At 65.5% G+C, this 20045-nt stretch carries 14 protein-coding genes and 1 pseudogene; 9 read left to right on the top strand and 6 right to left on the bottom strand.

Annotated elements, in window-relative coordinates; translation table 11 throughout:
* The first annotated feature begins 162 nt into the window (after nucleotides 1-162).
* The 3 genes from OU995_RS21625 (at nucleotide 163) to OU995_RS21615 (ending at nucleotide 5874) form a co-directional block, all read left to right on the top strand.
* Nucleotides 163-1356: a response regulator gene (locus OU995_RS21625; protein WP_267832193.1), complete on the top strand. Its 1194-nt coding sequence runs from the start codon at nucleotides 163-165 to the stop codon at nucleotides 1354-1356.
* 67 nt (nucleotides 1357-1423) lie between these two features.
* Nucleotides 1424-4957 carry a response regulator gene (locus tag OU995_RS21620; protein WP_267832192.1) on the top strand — a complete coding sequence of 1178 codons (3534 nt, stop codon included), beginning with the start codon at nucleotides 1424-1426 and terminating at the stop codon, nucleotides 4955-4957.
* Between the two features lie 26 nt (nucleotides 4958-4983).
* On the top strand, nucleotides 4984-5874 hold the full coding sequence (locus OU995_RS21615; RefSeq protein ID WP_267832191.1) for a CheR family methyltransferase: 891 nt from the start codon (nucleotides 4984-4986) through the stop codon (nucleotides 5872-5874).
* Nucleotides 5875-6149: 275 nt separating this feature from the next.
* Here OU995_RS21615 and OU995_RS21610 read toward each other — a convergent pair whose 3' ends face one another.
* Nucleotides 6150-6779: a cysteine hydrolase family protein gene (locus OU995_RS21610; protein ID WP_267832190.1), complete on the bottom strand. Its 630-nt coding sequence runs from the start codon at nucleotides 6777-6779 to the stop codon at nucleotides 6150-6152.
* Between the two features lie 95 nt (nucleotides 6780-6874).
* On the opposite strand from OU995_RS21610, the gene clpB reads away from it, so the two are divergent.
* Nucleotides 6875-9469, top strand: a complete 2595-nt coding sequence (clpB, locus tag OU995_RS21605) for an ATP-dependent chaperone ClpB (RefSeq protein ID WP_267832189.1) — start codon at nucleotides 6875-6877, stop codon at nucleotides 9467-9469.
* 47 nt (nucleotides 9470-9516) lie between these two features.
* On the opposite strand, the gene OU995_RS21600 is transcribed toward clpB, so the two are convergent.
* Both OU995_RS21600 and OU995_RS21595 read right to left on the bottom strand, forming a co-directional pair.
* Nucleotides 9517-10371: a hypothetical protein gene (locus OU995_RS21600; protein ID WP_267832188.1), complete on the bottom strand. Its 855-nt coding sequence runs from the start codon at nucleotides 10369-10371 to the stop codon at nucleotides 9517-9519.
* A gap of 957 nt (nucleotides 10372-11328) precedes the next feature.
* Complete coding sequence (locus tag OU995_RS21595) at nucleotides 11329-11643, bottom strand: hypothetical protein (RefSeq protein WP_267832186.1); 315 nt, start codon at nucleotides 11641-11643, stop codon at nucleotides 11329-11331.
* A gap of 90 nt (nucleotides 11644-11733) precedes the next feature.
* On the opposite strand from OU995_RS21595, the gene OU995_RS21590 reads away from it, so the two are divergent.
* Nucleotides 11734-11925 carry a hypothetical protein gene (locus OU995_RS21590; protein ID WP_267832185.1) on the top strand — a complete coding sequence of 64 codons (192 nt, stop codon included), beginning with the start codon at nucleotides 11734-11736 and terminating at the stop codon, nucleotides 11923-11925.
* A 578-nt stretch (nucleotides 11926-12503) separates the two neighbouring features.
* On the opposite strand, the gene OU995_RS21585 is transcribed toward OU995_RS21590, so the two are convergent.
* A complete protein-coding gene (locus OU995_RS21585) occupies nucleotides 12504-13226 on the bottom strand; it encodes a pirin family protein (protein WP_267832184.1) in 723 nt (240 codons plus the stop codon).
* A 100-nt stretch (nucleotides 13227-13326) separates the two neighbouring features.
* Here OU995_RS21585 and OU995_RS21580 point away from each other — a divergent pair, with 100 nt between their 5' ends.
* The 4 genes and pseudogenes from OU995_RS21580 (at nucleotide 13327) to OU995_RS21565 (ending at nucleotide 16107) form a co-directional block, all read left to right on the top strand.
* Complete coding sequence (locus OU995_RS21580; protein WP_267832183.1) at nucleotides 13327-14289, top strand: LysR family transcriptional regulator; 963 nt, start codon at nucleotides 13327-13329, stop codon at nucleotides 14287-14289.
* 121 nt (nucleotides 14290-14410) lie between these two features.
* Nucleotides 14411-15337, top strand: coding sequence for a tRNA glutamyl-Q(34) synthetase GluQRS (gluQRS, locus tag OU995_RS21575; protein WP_267832182.1), 927 nt, complete (start codon nucleotides 14411-14413; stop codon nucleotides 15335-15337).
* Nucleotides 15338-15384: 47 nt separating this feature from the next.
* A pseudogene (locus OU995_RS21570) lies at nucleotides 15385-15729 on the top strand (FKBP-type peptidyl-prolyl cis-trans isomerase); the annotation flags it as partial.
* Between the two features lie 24 nt (nucleotides 15730-15753).
* Nucleotides 15754-16107, top strand: coding sequence for an FKBP-type peptidyl-prolyl cis-trans isomerase (locus OU995_RS21565; protein WP_267836330.1), 354 nt, complete (start codon nucleotides 15754-15756; stop codon nucleotides 16105-16107).
* Nucleotides 16108-16269: 162 nt separating this feature from the next.
* Here the strand turns inward: OU995_RS21565 and mnmH are convergent, their stop codons facing one another.
* Together mnmH and OU995_RS21555 are read right to left on the bottom strand one after the other, a co-directional pair.
* The gene (gene mnmH, locus OU995_RS21560) at nucleotides 16270-17325 is read right to left on the bottom strand and encodes a tRNA 2-selenouridine(34) synthase MnmH (protein ID WP_267836329.1); all 1056 of its coding nucleotides are present in this window, start codon (nucleotides 17323-17325) and stop codon (nucleotides 16270-16272) included.
* A gap of 27 nt (nucleotides 17326-17352) precedes the next feature.
* Entirely contained in the window at nucleotides 17353-20028 is a 2676-nt protein-coding gene (locus tag OU995_RS21555; RefSeq protein ID WP_267832181.1) for a [protein-PII] uridylyltransferase, read from the bottom strand.
* Nucleotides 20029-20045: the final 17 nt, after the last annotated feature.

The following is a 20045-nucleotide window of genomic DNA, read 5'->3' as shown; positions in this document are numbered from 1 at the left end:
AGGCCGTAGGGGCGCGAAGAAGCGCCGGGGAGGGGCGGCCCGGATGTTAACCCCGCACCCCTTGGGCGCTGGGCGGACTCGGGCTTCGGGTTTTTCCTGGGCGAGGCAGGCACGCCCATTGCCCGTTGGGTTGGGCGGTGGTCTACCGCACATGACCGATGAATGATGAAGATGCTGATCGATTGGGAGACAGATGTGGCGCAAGAGCAGACCCCCGGGATCGGACGCGGGGCGGGCGACAGCCTGTCCAGACGTCCGATGAATGTGCTGGTGGTCGACGACAAACCGCAGAACCTGCTGGCCATGAAAGCGCTGCTGGGGGATGGCTTGGAACCCGACCTGCAGGTGCTGACGGCCGAATCGGGCCCGGAGGCCCTGGAGCTGCTGTTGACGCACGAAGTGATGCTGGCCTTGGTGGATGTGCAAATGCCAGGCATGGACGGCTTTGCGCTGGCGGAACTCATGCGGGGCACGGAGCGTACCCGGCATGTCCCGATCATCTTTCTGACCGCTGGCGCCCGTGAGGCCCAGCGCAGCTTCAAGGGCTACGAGGCTGGCGCCGTGGATTTCATCTACAAGCCGGTGGATGCGCATGTCATGCGCAGCAAGGTGGCTGTCTTTGCCGATCTGCATCGCCAGCGGCAACTGCTGGCGGAGCGGATCGAGGCGCAGGAGCGGCTGGCGCGGGTCAATGCCTTGATGCTCAGCGCGCTGTCCCACGATATTCGCGGCCCGCTGTCGGTGATGATGCTGAATGCCGAACTGCTGATCCGCCAGGCCGACCAGCCCGCACTCCAGAAGGCCGGCGCGCGCATGAAGGCGGCGGCGACGCTGCTGGGGCGTCAGGTGGACCATCTGGGCAGCCTCGCACAACGCCCTTGTGAACTGCTGGAGGTGCACCCGAGGCGAGGCGATCTGGCGGTCCTGGCCGCTCAGCGTCTGGATCTGGAAAGCAACCAGGCGGTGTTGTGGGCGCCGCCCGCGTTCGAGCGCATCGGGGACACGGTGGGCGACTTCGACACCGACGCCATGGCCCGGGCCATCGACCAGCTGTTGATGCAGGCGGCCACCCATGCGGGCGACAGTGCCATCCGCATCCAGGTGGATGGCAGCGCGCATCGTTCGTTGATGCTGCGCCTGAGTTTTGACAACGTGCTGTCGTCTGAGGCGTCCATTCATCTGTTTGGTGGCCATGAACCGGTCTCCGGCATGGCCTCGCCGCATGTCGGGCCCGGCCTGGAGGAGCCCGAGCGGATTGCGCGGGCCCATGGGGGCTCCCTCATCGGTGGTTCTCGCCAGCGACAGGGCACGCTGCTGGAGCTGTTGCTGCCCCGTCATCAGGCGGACCGGCCTTGAAGGCCGCCCGGCTCGACTGTGTTGTTCTGCCTGCGCTGTTTCCCCGCCTCCCATGACTGCGACGACCATGCGTAAAGAATCGGATCTGGCCCTGCACCGGATTCGCTGGCTGCCCACCCCCACCGTACTGGCATTTGCGCTGGCCGTGCTCACGATCCTGATGACCGCCTTCATGTCCTGGCGGTCGCAGCAGGCGCAGTCCGCCACCGCCGATGCGATGGCGCGCACGCTGGAAGTGCAGGAGCAGATCCAGGCCTTGGGGTCGGCCATCAAGGATGCAGAAACCGGCCAGCGCGGCTATTTGCTCACCGGGACCGACACCTACCTTCTGCCGTTCAACACCGCCCAGGTGGTGCTGCCCACGGCAGTGCAACGCCTGCGGGTGAGCTGGGCGGACAACGCGCCGCAGCGGGCCCGGCTGGACACGGTGGAGTTGCTCTACAAGACCAAGCTGGCCGAGATGAAGGAGACCATCGACATGCGCCGCCGCGGCGACAGTGTGGATGCCTTGGCCACGGTGCAGGGCGACCGGGGGCGCATCCTGATGGACCGCATCCGCACCTTGCTGGGCGAGATGGAGCGCGAAGAGCGGGAGCGTGCTGCCTCCCGCCGCGAGATCTGGGATGCGGCCGTGCTGCAATCGCAGTGGATGCTGTGGGGCGGTTCGGCCTTGCTGCTGACCCTGGTGCTGGTGTCGGTGGTGCTGACCACCCGCAGCTATCGGGCCAGCAAGGTGGAGGAATGGCTCAAGGCCGGGCAGGCCGCGCTGGGCGCCGAATTGCAGGGCGACCCGCATGTGGAGCGGCTGGGCGACATCGTCGTGAGTTTCCTGGCCCGTTATACCCGGGCGCAGGTGGGGGCCTTCTATGTGGCCCAGGACGATGGCCGTTATGACAGGGTGGCCGGATATGCCCTGCCGGTGGGCGATGCCGCGCCGCCACAGGTGCGCAGCGGCGAAAGCCTGCTGGGCCAGGCCGCGCGTGACCGCCGGCCCGTCCATCTGAAGGCGCTGCCGCCCGACTATTTCACCGTGGCCTCGTCACTGGGCCGCTCCAATTCGTGTGAGCTGTTGATCGGGCCGGCCGGTTTGGATGGCGGCGTGCAATGCGCGGTGGAGCTGGGTTATCTGCATGCCGTGGGTGAGCCGGAGCGCGAATTGCTGGCGCGTGTGGCTGAGTCGATCGCCATGGCCTTGCGTGCCGCCAAGGACCGCAGCCGCCTGGAAGCGCTGCTGGAAGAAAGCCGTCGCCAGTCGGAAGAACTGCAGGCCCAGCAGGAAGAACTGCGGGCCAGCAATGAAGAGCTGGAAGAGCAGGGCCGGGCATTGCGGGAATCCCAATTGCGGCTGGAGCATCAGCAGACCGAGCTGGAGCAGAGCAATGCGCAGCTGGAAGAACAGGCCAAGCAACTGGAGATGCAGCGCTCCGAGCTGGAAAGCGCGCAGGGCCTGCTGACCGAACGTGCCGATGCGCTGGAACGGTCCAACCAGTACAAGAGCGAGTTCCTGGCCAACATGAGCCACGAGCTTCGCACACCGCTGAACTCCACCCTGATCCTGGCCAAGCTGCTCGCCGACAACAAGGACGGCAACCTGACCCCCGAGCAGGTGCGGTTCGCCGAAACCATCACCTCCGCCGGCAACGACCTGCTGGCGCTGATCAACGACATCCTGGACCTGTCCAAGATTGAAGCCGGCAAGGTGGAAGTGCAGATCGAGCGCCTGCCGGTCCACCGCCTGTTGCAGCAACTGACGCAGACCTTCGCCCCCATCGCCACCCAGCGCCATCTGGCCTTTGGCATGGAGATGCTGCCGGGGGCGCCGGAATGGCTGGAGACCGATGAAGGCCGCATCAGCCAGGTGCTGAAGAACCTGCTGTCCAACGCCCTGAAGTTCACCGAGAAGGGGTCGGTGCGCATGGAAGTGGGCGGCAGCGCCGATGGGCGGCTGGTGTTTGCGGTGAAGGACACCGGTATCGGCATTGCGCCGGAGCATCAGGACCAGATCTTCGAAGCCTTCCGCCAGGCCGACGGCAGTACGCATCGCAAATACGGGGGCACCGGCCTGGGCCTGTCGATTTCCCGTGATCTGGCCCGGCTTCTGGGCGGCGACATCCATCTGGACAGCAGCCCGGGCCAAGGCAGCACTTTCAGCCTGGTCCTGCCGCAGTTCCACGATGCACCGGCAGAAGCGGATCGTCCGCGGCCGCTCACGCCGGCGCAAGCCCCTGCACATCGGCCAGTCAGCGCGCCGCCGGCCCTGGTGCCGGTGGCGACGGCGGTGGCCACCAGCACGGCGGGCGGGGGGGCCTCGGGAGACACGGCGGCCCGACCGGCCCCGGCCACGATGGAAGCCCGGCTGCCGCAGCTGGATGACGATCGACTGCGTTGGGTGCCGGGTGCCCGTTCCATTCTGGTGGTCGAGGATGACGAACGCTTTGCCGCCATCCTGCGCGACCTGATCCGCGAGATGGGCTTCCTCTGCCTGATGGCCCACACCGCCGAAAACGGGCTGAGTGTGGCGCAGCGTTACGCCCCCAGCGCCATCCTGCTGGACATGAACCTGCCGGACCATTCCGGCCTGGGTGTGCTGGACCGGCTCAAGCGGGATCCGCTCACGCGGCACATTCCGGTGCATGTGGCGTCCGTGGAAGATTACAGCCACGAGGCCCTGGAGCGTGGCGCCATCGGCTATGCGCTCAAGCCGGTCCAGCGGGATGAGCTGGAAACCGCACTGAAGCGTTTGGAAGCCAAGTTCTCGCAGCGCATGCGGCGCGTGCTGGTGGTGGAGGACGATGCCCGTCAACTCGACAGCATCCGCCACCTGCTGGCTGCCGACGATGTGCAGATCCAGGGCGTCTCCACCGCTGCCGAGGCGCTGGAAGCGCTGCGCAACACGACCTTCGACTGCATGGTGATGGACCTGCACCTGCCGGACATGAGCGGCTTTGATCTGCTGGATCAGATGGCTTTGCAGGACGAAGTCGCCTTTCCGCCGGTGATCGTCTACACCGGCCACAACCTGACGCCGCTGCAGGAAACCCAGCTGCGCCGGTACTCCCGTTCCATCATCATCAAGGGCGCCCGATCGCCGGAGCGTCTGCTGGACGAGGTGACCCTGTTCCTGCACCAGGTCGAAGCCCAATTGCCGCCGGAGCGTCAGCGCATGCTCAAGGAAGTCAGGGCGCGTGACAACATGCTGGAAGGCCGCCGGGTGCTGGTGGTGGAGGACGATGTGCGCAACATCTTTGCCCTGTCCGCCGTGTTGGAGCCCAAGGGTGTGAAGGTGGAGATTGCCCGCAATGGGCGCGAGGCGCTGGAGCGGCTGGGCCAGATGGCCAGTGTGCCGGCCGAGAGTGGTGGCAAGCCGCAGATCGATCTGGTGCTGATGGACATCATGATGCCGGAGATGGATGGCTTTACCGCGATGCGGGCCATCCGCGAACGCCCGGAATGGCGTCGCCTGCCCATCATTGCGCTGACCGCCAAGGCCATGAAGGACGATCAGGAGAAATGCATGGCGGCTGGCGCCAATGACTACATTGCCAAGCCGCTGGACATTGAAAAACTATTGTCCCTGGTGCGGGTCTGGATGCCTCGGTAATGAAGGACGGTGGGAGTTCGGGCGGCATGCCTGATGACGCGCTGAATGAAGGGCCGGGCGCACGGCGCGGCCGGCAGGCGGATGAGCACCTGCCGGCGCATCCGGAGGTGGACATCGAAGTCCGGCTGATCCTGGAAGCCATCTATCAGCGTTATCACTACGACTTCCGTGACTATGCGCCGACCTCGCTGCGCCGCCGGCTCAAGGCCGCCATGCAGCGGTTTGAATGCCCGACGCTGTCGCACCTGCAGGGGCGGCTGCTGCGCGAGACGGAAGTGTTCCGTTCGGTGCTACGTGACCTGACGGTGCAGGTGAGCGAGATGTTCCGAGACCCGGAGTACTTCCTGGCCTTGCGGGAGCAGGTGGTGCCGGTGCTGCGGACCTATCCCTCCCTGAAACTCTGGGTGGCGGGCTGCAGCAGCGGCGAGGAGGCCTATTCCCTGGCCATTCTGATGAAGGAAGAGGGGCTGCTGGACCGCACCCTCATCTACGCGACCGACATCAACCAGGAAGCCCTGATCCAGGCGCAGGCCGGTGTCTACCGGATCGACCTGGCGCCGGGCTTCACCGAGAACCATCGGCTCTCGGGCGGCAAGGGGTCGCTGTCCGAGCATTACACCGCCGCCTATGACCACATCCTGCTGGACAAGTCGCTCAAGGAGCGGATTGTGTTCAGCGACCACAGCCTTTCCACCGACAGTGTGTTTGCGGAGGTGCAACTGGTTTCGTGCCGCAATGTGCTGATCTATTTCAATCGCGCACTGCAGGACCGGGCCCTGGGCCTGTTCAGTGAAGCACTGTGCCGGCATGGCTTCCTGGGGCTGGGCGCGCGGGAGACCCTCCGCTTCTCGGCCCATGCCGATGACTTCACCGAAGTGGCGCCGCACGAGCGCATCTACCAGCGGCGCAGCCAGTAGCCCTTCCTCTGCGCTGTTGGGCACTGTTGGATGCCGTCGAGCACGGCCGGGCACGGTCGGGCACGGCATCACGCGGCCGGGCGCATCGGCTCAGCGCGCAGGCGCGAGCCTTGCCTGGGAAAGGGAAAGCCCACTTTCTGCAGTCCTCCCACGGCACGCAGCAGCATTCCTGGCGGCACCCCCGAACCCTCCCAGGCCAGGGGCCAGGGGCGGTGGCACCAACGCCCTGGGTCCCAGCGACCGCTCGGACAGCGGCAGTGACGTGATCCCCGCCGTCATGCCCCCCGCCCTGATGCGGATCGCCGGACCGTCCCTGCGGCAGGTGAGATCCGGGCCTTGAGCGTCGCCTTCATCCAGGCCAGGGCTTCATGCTTGTGGCGCGGAGACTCCGCAGCGGTGCAGTCCTCCGGCACCCACACTTTGTAGCCGCGGACATACGCATCCATGGCGGTACACATCACACAGAAGTCGGTGGCCAGCCCGGTGACAACCACTTCCCGTGTGGCGAGCTCTTCCAGCAGGAGGTCCAGCGGCGTGGCATAAAAGCCGGAGTGGCGCGGCTTGAGCACCATCAGGTCATCCGGATGCGGTTTCAGCCGGCGGACCAACCCAGCCGCCGTCCCACCGAGTTGCTGACACTCGGCCGCCAGTGTCTTGAAATCAGACCGCCATTGGCCAAAGTTGTCATTGATAAAAATCGACCGGAAGCCCTGTTCTTGCATGTGCTGCTTCAGGGCTGCGGCGGCCGTGGCCGCTTCCAGCGCGGCCGGCGCGAGGTCCTCCCCACCGGCAAACGTCAGTGGATTGATGAAGTCCACCAGCAGCAGCACCCGTCGAGAGGTCGGCAGACGGGTCCGGCTGGCCGGTTGGGTGTGGGGGCCGCGATCATGTCGATGGAGGGCCATTCCGGCTTTTGGCAAGTGTTGTGCCCGACCCGCCGGATGCCCTCTTGAAATTCAGGGACACAGTCCCACCTGTCGCTGCAACGGAGGTTCATCCCATGCGAGTTGACAAGCTCACCACACGATTTCAGGAAGCGTTGGCCGAGGCCCAGAGCCTGGCTGTGACGCGAGACAACCCCTATATTGAGCCGGTCCATGTGCTGTCTGCCATGCTGGCCCAGGACGAAGGCCCGCGCGCCCTCCTGGAGCGTGCCGGTGTCAAGACACCGGCCCTGAAAGCAGCCGTGGACGGCATCCTCACCGGGCTGCCGCAGGTGCAGGGGGAGGGCCAGCAGGTCCAGCCCAGTCGCGACCTGATCAGCCTGCTGCAATCCTCTGAAAAAGAGGCGTCCAAGCGTGGCGACCACTTCATTGCCAGCGAGATGTTCCTGCTGTCCTTGTCCGACGCCAAGTCGGACCTGGCCGGTGCGGCCCGGGGCCATGGCCTGACCCGCAAGGCGCTGGAAACGGCCATTGAAGCCGTCCGTGGCGGCCAGAAGGTTGACAGCCAGGAAGCCGAAGGCAATCGCGAAGCGCTCAAAAAATACACGCTGGACCTCACCGAGCGGGCCCGTGCGGGCAAGCTGGACCCGGTGATTGGCCGCGACGATGAAATCCGCCGCGCCATCCAGGTGCTGCAACGCCGTACCAAGAACAATCCGGTGCTGATCGGTGAACCCGGCGTGGGCAAGACGGCCATCGTGGAAGGTCTGGCTCAGCGCATCGTGAATGGCGAAGTGCCAGAAAGCCTGAAGGACAAGCGCGTCCTGGTGCTGGACATGGCCGGCCTGCTGGCCGGTGCCAAGTTCCGTGGTGAATTCGAGGAACGGCTGAAGTCCGTGTTGAAGGAAGTGGCGGCGGACGAAGGCCGCATCATTCTCTTCATTGACGAGATCCACACCATGGTGGGGGCCGGCAAGGCTGAAGGCGCGATGGACGCCGGCAACATGCTCAAGCCCGCACTGGCCCGTGGCGAGCTGCACTGCATCGGCGCCACGACGCTGGATGAATACCGCAAGTATGTGGAGAAGGATGCCGCCCTGGAGCGGCGCTTCCAGAAGGTGCTGGTGGACGAGCCCAGCGTGGAAGCCACCATCGCCATCCTTCGTGGATTGCAGGAAAAGTACGAGGTGCACCACGGCGTGGAAATCACCGACCCCGCCATCGTGGCGGCGGCCGAGCTGAGCCATCGCTACATCACCGACCGCTTCCTGCCGGACAAGGCCATCGACCTGATCGATGAAGCCGCCGCGAAGATCAAGATCGAGATCGACTCCAAGCCCGAGGTAATGGACCGGCTCGACCGTCGTGTGATCCAGCTCAAGATCGAGCGGGAAGCCGTGCGCAAGGAAAAGGACGAAGCGTCCCAGCGTCGTCTGGCCCTGATCGAGGAAGAACTGCTCAAGCTCCAGCGCGAGTACAACGACCTGGAAGAGATCTGGACGGCCGAAAAGGCGCAGGCCCAGGGCTCCGCCCATGTCAAGGAAGAGATCGACCGCATCAAGTTCCAGATCGAGGAATTCAAGCGCAAGGGCGATTTCAACAAGGTGGCTGAGCTTCAGTATGGGAAGCTGCCCGCACTGGAGAAGCGTCTGGGAGAAGCCCAGGCCAAGGAAGCCGGCAAGGCCAAGGACAAGACCGTGCCGCAGTTGCTGCGCACCATGGTCGGTGCTGAAGAGATTGCTGAAGTGGTGTCACGCGCCACTGGCATTCCGGTCAACAAGCTGATGCAGGGCGAGCGCGACAAGCTGCTGCAGATGGAAGAAAAGCTGCACGAACGGGTGGTGGGCCAGGACGAAGCCATCGTGGCCGTGGCGGATGCCATCCGCCGTTCCCGGGCGGGCCTGTCGGATCCCAACCGCCCGCTGGGCAGCTTCCTGTTCCTGGGCCCCACCGGCGTGGGCAAGACGGAGCTGTGCAAGGCCTTGGCCGGTTTCCTGTTTGACAGTGAAGACCACATGGTGCGCATCGACATGAGCGAGTTCATGGAGAAGCACTCGGTGAGCCGTCTGATTGGTGCGCCCCCGGGGTATGTGGGCTATGACGAAGGCGGTTATCTGACCGAAGCCGTGCGCCGCAAGCCCTACAGCGTTCTCCTGCTGGACGAGGTGGAGAAGGCGCATCCGGATGTGTTTAATGTGCTGCTGCAGGTGCTGGATGACGGCCGCTTGACCGATGGGCAGGGGCGCACGGTGGACTTCAAGAACTGCGTGATCGTGATGACCAGCAATCTTGGGTCGCAGCACATCATGGCCTTGCAGGGCGAATCGGAAGAAGTGGTGCGTGAGGCGGTGTGGACCGAGGTGAAGGCGCATTTCCGGCCCGAATTCCTCAACCGCATTGACGAGACCGTGATCTTCCATGCGCTTGGCGCCCAGCACATCCAGTCGATTGCCCGGATTCAGCTGCGTCAACTGGAACAGCGCCTGGACAAGCTGGAGATGAAGCTGGATGTGAGCGAAGAGGCCTTGAGCGAACTGGCCAAGGTGGGCTTCGACCCGGTGTTTGGTGCGCGGCCGTTGAAGCGTGCCATTCAGCAACGCATCGAGAATCCGCTGTCCAAGCTGATTCTGCAGGGGCGGTTTGGTCCGAAGGATGTGATTCCGGTTGGTGTTGATGGGGGTGAGTTCAGTTTTGGACGTGTGGTCCATTGAGGTCCCACCCCCTGTGCTCCGGGCTGCTTTGGCAGCCCTTTTTTTGCTCAGGTCGAATTCGAGCCGGATGGAGGGGCGTGGGTTTGGTATTTGCTGACCTCGCTCGAAATCAGCGCGTCGAGGTCGAAGATGCATCGCAAGCGCAGCATGTCCATGGCGACGCGGTAATTGCCTGTCGGGTACCCGCAGAAGTCCACTTCACGCTGAATCGCGGGTCCCTGGCGAAATGAGTCAAAGATGTGATTGAGCAACGCGGCGTTGATGGGGTGGTTAGCGGATTGGATGCCGACGATCAGTGCGTCGAAAACGGTGCACTCCGATCTCGGGATTTGCCATCGTGCCGATGGGGGCAGGGAGGCGGTACCGGCCTCCAGGCTGCCATCCTCGCAGTACAGGATCTCCACTGGGTCCACGCCCGGAGGGGAGGGCGGAGGAGGCGATGATGGGTCTTGCATCTTGGTCACCTTGCCGCTGGAGATGACGACCCATCCAGAGGGCCGCTTGAATTGGATGTAAGCCTGTTCAGGGGGCCATTGCCTGCCCAGAATCGCGAGCGTGGTGACCATCTGCGAATCCTTCAGCGCCTCATTTTTCCTGAGCGCTTCCATCAATGCCTTTCGATAATTGATCCATCGCTCGTGCTCGCGGGCATGCTGTTGCATCTGAATGGCGACTTGCAAGGAGACCGTCGATTCCCCCTGGGCACGGACGGCATGGGAGCACCCCGTGACACTGGGATCGGTCTGGACGCCGATGGAACGGGAAGCAGGGGTCAAGGCGCTTGCCGTCGAGAGGGGCCTGCTGCCACCGGGCGGGGCTGCTGAGCTTGAAGCGGCCCGGGTATCCTCTGGCGTCTGGTCGGGCAGGAGTGCCGACAGCATCGTGCGCATCTGCTGCAGCACGGCAAGCGTCTTTCCCTCGTCATTCAGCGACGGAGGCGCTGTCCAGCCGTCTTGGTGAGGCGGCTGTTGGGGCAGTTGGGGCTGCTGAGCTGGCGCGGGATCGGGCTGTTGAGGGGTTGGCACTGCGGGCTGCAGCGCAGGCTGGAGCGGCGAGCGGTCGCGTGCTTGGACGGCGGCGGCGCCCTGAGCGAGGGGAAGGGGCCTCCACTGGCTTGGCGCTGGATGTGCGGAAGCCAAGCTTGGAGGGGGCCAGCGGGATAGGGTGTAGGGGGGTGGGACATTGGATCCAGGCGCACTTGCCGCACTGTTGGGCTGCAAGCTGCCGGGTCTCGCTGGGTCTGCGGCCAGCGGTGGCAGGTCGAAGAGCTGCGGCCCCGAGGGCGGGGATGGATGCTGCCCCCAGTGGAACATCCAAGGGTAATACGGATACTGCAGCAGAGCTTGGGTGGGGGGGCACGTCGTAGCGTCGGTCGAAGCCGCAGGGACGTGGGCACTCGTGCCGGAGTGGGTGGGAGGCGCAAATGGTGGCGCAAATGGTGGCGCAAATGGAGGCGCAAATGGAGGCGCATATGGAGGCACATATGGCGGCACATACGGCGGCGCTTGAGGATGCGCTTGAGGTTGCGCCTGCAGGTCCGCCGTTGCAGTTTGCCCGCTGCGCTGTGTGGCCAAGTGCGGATCCGATGACGGCACGGCTCCCGGCACTGACGCCTGGTCATCCGCAGCAGCGTCCCAGGCAGCTGTTCCAGGGAGTTGGGAGGATGAACTCACAAACATGGTGAACGACTCCGGTAGCCTGGTGAAGTCAGGCCTCCCGGATCAGTGAACAGAATGCCGGCCAGTGTTCAAACTGAGGCCTCCTGGGGGACGCCTCCCGCCTCCCGCCTCCCGCCTCCCGCCCCGCCCCGCCCTCTCTCGCCGCCCCCCCCCCGCACGCCCATGGAGGTGACAGGCGCCTTACTGTGCCGATTTCTCGCGCAGCCGTTGCAGGACGTCCAAGGACATGGTGGTGGCCCAGGCGCGCATGGCACTCAAAACGACCCAGTAGTCACCCTTTGCAAGGCCTTGGCCGTCGACGTCCCGAATGAAGTTGGAAGGTGGCCGGCCAGACTGGCGCGCGAGGCCCGCCACCGACTCTTCGTGCATGGGGTGAGTGACGCTGCGCAAGCTCACCACCAGGGCGTCATAGGGCGCTAGCGGAGATTTGGGGATGACCGTGTGCAGATCGATCGGGCAGTGGGTGATTCCGGCCCGGAAGCTTCCGTCTTGCATACGGGTGATCTGAGGCCGAACGTGCGTTGTGGTGACGAGCTCCGGGGCGAGGGCCACGGTGATGGGACTTGTGGGTGGAAAGGGCGCCAAATGGTCCACGAACGCGAGGGACAAACCTTGATGCCAGCCATCCCCAAGGGTAAAAAGCCGGAACAACTCGCAGATGACGTCCGTCTCCATGTGCGTGTCACTGCGAAGGCCCTTGCACACGCCTTCAAGGAGGATTTCCTTCTTGCGACAGAACTCACGACCTTGCTGCTGGCTGGGTCGGGCGGTGGCTGAAGCGGTGGAAGAGGGGGGGAACGTGGAAGACGTGGACGGTGCTGATGCTCCCGATGGCTCGGGGAGAGGGGGGGCGCCCGCCGACACCTGAGGGATTAGGGGGGCGATGGCCCGCGCATAGGGCTGTAAGCGGTGGAGGTCCGGTGGCCTGGGGCCCGTGTGCACCAAATCATGAGGCCCGTGGTAGCGGGGCGGTGGAAGTTGCGTTTGCCGCGACAACAGTGGGTGGTGTTCGGGCCAGGAGGTGAGCCAAGCCGAAGGTGGCGCCGTCTCTGGGCCCCCCACCGGCACCGGCACCCCCACCGGCACAGTCTCCGGCACCGGCACCGGCACCGGCACCGTCTCCGTCAGGGTGGGCGTTGAAGGGATGTCCGCGGACGCCGTGGGCGTGTCATGGGCCGCAACGGCGTTCGCGCTGGTGGAAGGGAGAATGAACACGAAGCCGGTCCTCAGAAGTGCCACTTCACGCGGCGTTCAGCCTCAGTCCCTCAGCGCGGCTCAGCCGTTCAGCCCTGAGTCACCACCGCTGTGGCCAAGGCTCCGGCCAGGGGCGGCACCCCTGGCCCTGTCCATCGTTGTCAGGCGGGCAGATCAAACACCAGCACTTCGGCGTCCCGGCCCTGCTCGATCACGACCCGGTCTTCCTGAGCCAACTGCAGCGCATCACCGGCCGACAGCTTGTCACCATTGACGGTCAGCTCGCCCCGCACCAGATGCACATAGCTCAGGCGCCCTGCGGCGAGCGGCAGTTCGGCACGCTCATCCCCATTGAACAGGCCGACATGCAGCCGTGCATCCTGATGGATGCTGACTGAATCCTCGGCGCCATCCGGCGAGGCGATCAGGCGCAGCTTGCCGCGCTTGTCGGTGTCCGGGAAGTGCTTCTGCTCGTAGCTCGGGGTCACGCCTTGCTGGTTCGGCATGATCCAGATCTGCAGGAAGTGGGTCTGGCCTTCCTTGGAATGGTTGTACTCGCTGTGCATCACGCCGGTGCCGGCGCTCATGCGCTGTACATCCCCGGGGCGGATGACGCCAGCATTCGCACCGCCCGGCTTGCCGTTGCCCATGCTGTCCTGGTGGGCCAGTTCGCCGCTCAGCACATAGCTGATGATCTCCATGTCACGGTGGCCGTGGGTGCCGAAACCGGTTCCACCTGCCACCTTGTCCTCATTGATCACCCGCAGCGGGCCGAAACCCATGCGACGCGGGTTGTAGTAGTTGGCAAACGAAAAGCTGTGGAAGCTCTTGAGCCACCCATGATCGGCATAACCACGGTCCGAGGACTTGATCAGTTCACGCATGTTGTTGCTCCTGGTTGACTTGCGATGGGTTCACTGTAGGGAACCTCGCCCCTCCCGAGGGGGAGGGGTTTTGAGGCCTCCGTTCAAATAAGATGAAGGCATGTCACAGCAAGACAAACGACGGGCCCTGACACCGGAAGCCCTGGCCATGATGGACAGCATCGCCCGCAGCGGCAGCTTTGCAGCCGCCGCGCGGGAGATGGGCAAAGTGCCCTCGGCGCTGACCTACAGCGTGCGCCAGTTGGAAGATGCACTGGATGTGCTGTTGTTCGACCGCAGCTCCCGCCAGGCGGTGCTGACCACGGCCGGCCAGGAGCTGCTGACCGAAGGCCGCCGCCTGCTGCTGGAGATTGATGCGGTGGCCAACCGGGTCAAGCGGGTGGCGACCGGCTGGGAAAGCCAGCTGACCATCGTGGTTGATGACGCCTTGGCCCGCCGTGCGCTGTTCGACCTGATGGAGGCGTTCTATCAGACCACCGAAGAGGGCCGCCCGCCGCCCACCCGGCTGAAGCTGCGCACCGAGGTGATGTCCGGCACCTGGGAGGTGCTGGTGTCGGGTGAGGCGGATCTGGCCATCGGCACCAACACCCAGATGGCCGGCAGCTCGATGATCTGCGAGACGCTGGGGCGGATGGAGATGGTGTTCTGTGTGGCGCCGCATCACCCGCTGGCCAAGTGGGAGTCGACCCTGACTTCGGCGGATCTTGCACCGCACCGCATCGTGGCGGTGGCGGACACCGCCCGGAGCCTGCCGCCGATCACGCTGGGCGTGATGCCGGGACAGGAAGTGCTGACCGTCCCCTCCATGGCCACCAAGCTGGAGGCGCTGGTGCGCGGCCTGGGCTGTGGTTTCATGCCGACGGCCATGGTGCGTCGGCATGTGGAGGCGGGGCGCTTGCTGATCAAGCCGACGTTCCAGGGCACCCGGGTGGCGCCGATGAACTATGCCTGGCGCAATACCGGCCATCCGCCCGGGAAGGCCCTGGCCTGGTGGTTGAAGCAATTGCAGAGCGAGACCACCCGCCATGCGCTGCTGGAACAGTACGAGGGCTTGCTGTTGTGATGGGGGCGCCGGCTGATAGCGGTCGTATCGATTCGGGATGCGAGAGGCCGGGCGGCGGCGGGGGGGATGTCCCCCCGGAAGGGGCCCGCCCGGCGACTGCCGACCCGTTGGAGTTGCCGCGTTGAGCACCGATCGGGTCTGCGCCTATCGGGGTCGCTTTGCGCCATCCCCGACCGGCCCCCTGCATGAGGGATCACTGGTGGCGGCGCTGGCCAGCTGGCTGGATGCACGGGCCCATGAAGGTAGCTGGCTGGTCCGCATCGAGGATGTGGACCGGCCGCGCTGCCCGCCGGGGCTTGATCAGGTGATCCTGTCCCAGCTGACCCAGGTGGGGCTGGTGCCCGACGAACCACCGGTCTGGCAGTCCGCGTCGGCGCAGGAGGCACGTTACCGACAAGCCCTTGAGGGGCTGGTGGAAGGTCACTGGGCGTATCCCTGCGGATGCTCGCGCAAGGACATTGCCCAAGCCATTGAAGCGCAGGGCGGTGGGCGGGAGCGGCATGGCGAGCTGGTGTATCCCGGCACCTGCCGTCATGGCCTGCAGGGCAAAGCAGCGCGAGCCTGGCGGCTGCTGAGTACGGCCTCCGACACCTCGGACCTGGAGATCGACTGGGTGGATCGACGCCTGGGTCCCCAGCGCCAGAACCTCACCCGCGACGTGGGGGACTTCGTCCTGCTGCGCGCTGATGGCCTGTGGGCGTATCAACTGGCCGTGGTGGTGGACGACGGGTGGCAGGACATCACCGACGTCGTGCGCGGCGAAGATCTGGCCGATAACACGCCCCGGCAGGTCCGCCTGCAGCAATTGCTTGGGCTGCCGACCCCGCGATATCTCCATACCCCACTGGTCCTGGGGGAGAACGGCGAAAAGCTATCCAAGCAGAACGGCGCGCAGGCGCTGGACCTGGCCGATCCGCTGGCGGCGTTGCGGCGGGCGGCGGCCTCGCTGCGCTTGCCGGAGTTGCCCGGCACGACCGCTGCGGAGTGGCGGGCGGCGGCCGTCGAGGCCTGGCGCGAGCGATGGGGCGTGTTCATGTCGCCGCAATAGCCTCCAAGGGCTGGCATCATTCAGGTTTTGCAATACAAAGGACAACCATGACCAGCACCGCCAGCGGCCTGCAATACGAAGACACCACGCCGGGGACCGGCGCCACCGCCAAGGCCGGCCAGGACGTCCAGGTGCATTACACCGGCTGGCTCTATCAGGACGGCCAGAAGGGCGCCAAGTTCGACTCCAGCAAGGACCGGGGCGAGCCGTTTGAGTTCGAATTGGATGGCGGCATGGTCATCAAGGGCTGGGACGAAGGTGTGCAGGGCATGCAGGTGGGTGGCACCCGTGTGCTGATCATTCCTCCCAACCTGGGTTATGGTGCGCGCGGCGCGGGCGGCGTGATTCCGCCCAACGCCACCCTGATGTTCGAAGTGGAACTGCTGGGGGTGAGCGGCGGTGCGGAACCGATCTCGCTGACCCTGACCAGCACCGCCAGCGGCCTGCAATTCCAGGACACCGTGGAAGGCGAGGGCGCCGTGGCTGAAGCGGGCAAGCGCGTGACCGTGCACTACACCGGCTGGCTGTTCAAGGACGGCCAGCGCGGCCGCAAGTTTGACTCCAGCAAGGACCGTCGTGATCCCTTCCGCTTCCATCTGGGGGGCGGCGAAGTGATCCAGGGCTGGGACGAAGGTGTGCAGGGCATGAAGGTGGGCGGCACCCGTTATCTGGTCATCCCGTCGGAGCTGGGTTATGGGGCTTACGGTGCGGGGGGTGTGATTCCCCCGCATGCCACGCTGCTGTTTGAAGTGGAGCTGCTGGCGGTCTGATCCGCATCGCGCGGAGGGCTCTGGCGGCCTGGGTGCCGCCAATTTGCGAATCTGGCGGGCTTGGTGCCGCCAGCTTGCGAATCGGGCGGCCTTGGTGCCGCCAGCTTGCGAATCGGGCGGCCTTGGTGCCGCCCGTGGGCCGAGCGTCCGGCCCCTGTGTGCTCAACCCGCTGGATTCACCAGCGTCCGCACATCGCAGGCCACACGCGCCAGCTCGCTGGCGCTGGCATCCATCAGCGCCAGCCGAGGCGCCTGCGCCAACTGCGGGAAGTGGTTGGTGAGCGAACGTTCATAGCCGGGGTCGTAGTGGTCCCGCATCAGCTCGCCAAACACCTCCGCCCACTGGCCGGCCGTGGCCATCGCCTGCCAGCGCCGCACCCGTTCCCGGCCACGCAGGCTCACCAGGCCTTCCAGCAGCGCGCCAAACGCTGCCGGCTGGGACTGGAAGTGCGCATAGTCCTCCAGCAGCAATTGCACCCGCCCGGTGTCTTCCATCGACACCCAGATGCAGTGCCCACGATCGCGCAACTGCTGATGCAGTGAGTCGGGTAACTGCACGCTGCCGATCTTGCGGCTTTCGCTTTCCACAAACACCGGGTGCTGGGGGTCCAGTCGGGAGAGGGCTTGCCACAGAGCGGTGTCAAAGGCCTTCTGGCTGGGCTGGGGTTGATCTGGCAGGGCGCCCAGCACCGACCCGCGATGCAGCGCCAGACCTTCCAGATCCAGCACCTGCTCGCCCTGTTGGGCCAGATGGCGCAGCAGCCGGGTCTTGCCGGTGCCGGTGCGGCCGCACAGCACCACAAAGCGCAGCCGTGACGGTTGCTCGTCCAGCGTCTTGCGCACCTCGCCACGGAAGGCCTTGTACCCGCCGACCAACTGCTTGGACTTGAAGCCGATCTGGTTGAGAAACCAGTTCATGCTGCCCGAACGCTGGCCACCCCGCCAGCAGTAGACCAACGGGCGCCAGTGCTTCTGCATCAGGCCACGTTGTTCATCCAGATGTCGGGCGATGTTGCGAGCCACCATGGCGGCGCCCACCTTGCGCGCCTCCAGCGGATCCTGGCGGTAGAGCGTGCCTACCGTCACCCGTTCTTCGTTGCTCAGCACCGGCCAGTTCAACGCGCCGGGCAGGTGGTCTTCCGCAAATTCCAGCGGCGTTCGCACATCGATGATGTGGTGGAACTGGTCCAGCCGGGCAAAGGCTTCGGACGAGGAGATGGTGTGATAGGGATTCAGACCGTGTTCTCAGTTGACCGACAGGACATCCAGCAGCTCGCCCTCGATCTGCAGTTGCAGCCGGCTCTGCTGCAGGGCGGCACCGTCCAGCAGGAAGGTGTCTTCCACCCGCTCGCCCAGGGTGGAGACCTTGGCCAGTTGCAGGTTGATGCCGTGGCGGGCCAGCACCCGGGCGATCCCATACAGCAGCCCGGCGCGGTCGGTCGCGCTCACCGACAGCAGCCAGCGCTGGGCTCGTTCATCCGGGCGCAGGTCCACCCGGGGGGTGAAGGGGAAACTCTTCACCCGGCGGGACAACCGTCCCTTGCGTGGTTCTGGCAGTGGGTTCGGCGACACCAGGGCCTGGGACAGCTTGGATTCCACCAGCGCCGTCAGGTCGCGGTGATGCAGGTCCAGTTCCGGGGCGATCACCTGGAAGGTGTCCAGCGCGTAGCCGGTGCGTGTGGTGTGCACCTTGGCATCCAGGATGTTGAAGCCGGCGCCGTCGAAGTAGCCGCAGATGCGGGCGAACAGGTCCTGCAGATCCCGCGCATACACCAGCACCTGCAGCCCTTCACCCACCGGTGAAGGGCGGGCCCGGACCACCGGCGCGGAGCTGTCCACATGGCGCCAGAGGGCGCGGGCATGCCAGGCCAGGTCCTGCGCGTCGTGGCGTGCAAAGTAGCTCAGATCCAGCGTCTTCCAGAGCGCGTCTTCGGTGCCCGGCAGTTGGGCCAGCAGCGCCAGCGCGTGCCGTGCTTCGGTCTTGCGCCCCTCGATTTCGGCGGCGAGATTCGGTTTGGCCCCACCCAGCGCGCGCAGCGTCAGGCGGTAGCAGTCCTCCAGCAGCTTGCCCTTCCAGGCATTCCATACCTTGGGGCCAGTGCCACGGATGTCGGCCACCGTCAGCAGATACAGCGCGGTGAGATGGCGCTCATCCTTCACCAGCGTGGCGAACTGCTCGATGACGTCGGGGTCGGACAGGTCTTCCTTCTGGGCCACCCGGGAGAGGGTCAGGTGATGCTCCACCAGGAATTCCACCAGCTCCGCATCCTCCTTCGACAGGCTGTGGGCCCGGCAGAAACGACGCGCCTCGATGGCCCCCAGCTCGGAATGGTCTCCGCCGCGGCCCTTGGCAATGTCATGGAAGAGGGCGGCAATGTAGAGCACCTCCGGCCGGTCGAACTGCACGGCCAGTTGGGAGCAGAACGGATATTCGTGGGTGTGCTCCGGCACGCAGAAACGCCGGACATTGCGCAGCACCATCAGGATGTGCTGGTCCACCGTGTAGACGTGGAACAGGTCGTGCTGCATCTGCCCGACGATGGCGCGGAACGGCCACAGGTAACGCCCCAGCACCGAGGTCTGGTTCATCAACCGGAAGGCGTGGGTCTGCCCCTGCATCTGCTGCAGGATGCTCAGGAAGGTGGCGCGGTTGACCGGGTCGCGCCGAAAGCCGCTGTTCATCAGGCCCCGGGCGTGATAAAGCGCCCGCAGCGTCTTGGCCGACAGGCCCTTGATGCCAGGTGCCTGCTGATAGACCAGGAAGGTCTGGAGGATGGCCTCCGGATGGCGCTCGTACAGATCGTCGGTGGCGACCTCCAGCATGCCGGAGCGTTCCACGAAGAACTCGTTGACCGGCCGCAGCTCGTTGTCTCGTGTGCCGTTGATCTGTTCTTCGAGGTTGAGCAGGGTGATGAGGTTGAGCTGCGTCACCGCCTTGGCCGCCCAGTAATAGCGGCGCATCAGGTGCTCCGAGGCGCGCAGCGACGGGGTGGAGGCATAACCGAAGCTCTCGGCCACGGCGGTCTGCAGGTCGAAGACCAGCCGGTCTTCACGCCGGCCCGCCACGATGTGCAGGCGGCAGCGGATCAGCTTGAGCACCCCTTCATTGCGCTGCAACGCCCGCGCTTCCAGCGAGGTGATCAGCCCCTTGGCGGCCAGTTGCGCCCAGGTCTTGCCGAGTGCGGCTGCCCGGGCAATCCAGATCAGCACCTGCAGGTCGCGCAGCCCGCCGGGGCTTTCTTTGCAGTTGGGCTCCAGCGCGTAGGGCGTGTCTTCGTATTTGGTGTGGCGCTGGCGCATTTCCAGCGTCTTGGCCCGCATGAAGGCGCGTGGGTCCAGGGCCTTGCAGAAGGCCTTGTCGAACTGGCGCACCAGCGGTTTGCCCCCCGCGAGCCAGCGGGATTCAAGCAGGGCGGTCTGGATGGTGACGTCACCGGCCGCTTCGTCCAGGCATTCACGCACGGTGCGGACCGACGAGCCGATCTCCAGGCCGATGTCCCAGCAGGCGGTGATGAAGGATTCGATGGCCTGCTTCAGCGGGCCGGGCTGGTCGGCGGCCAGCCCTTCGGGCAACAGCAGCAGCACATCCACATCCGAATGCGGGAACAGCTCGCCGCGCCCATAGCCCCCCACCGCCACCAGCGCGGCCTCCGGCGCCTGCGTGGCCAGGCCGGACCAGGTCCAAAGCCCCTGGAGCGTGGCGTCGACATGGCGGGCCAGCAGCCGCATCAGCCGCGTGGCGGCAGACACGGACGGTTTGGCCTGGGCAAACTCGTGCAGCAGGGCCAGCTTGCCGGCCTTGAAGTCCTGGCGGAGGGTGGCGATGCTCAGCGGCGCCTCCGGGGGAGGGCTGCAGGGGGGCGAGGCCGGGGAGTCGGAGGATGCCGCTGGGGCGGCCGCTGGAGCAGGGACTGCACTCATGGACTGGTGCTCATGGA

This window comes from Roseateles sp. SL47 (genome assembly GCF_026625885.1).
Lineage (GTDB): Bacteria > Pseudomonadota > Gammaproteobacteria > Burkholderiales > Burkholderiaceae_C > Roseateles.
This window is presented reverse-complemented; position numbering and strand designations above follow the sequence as displayed.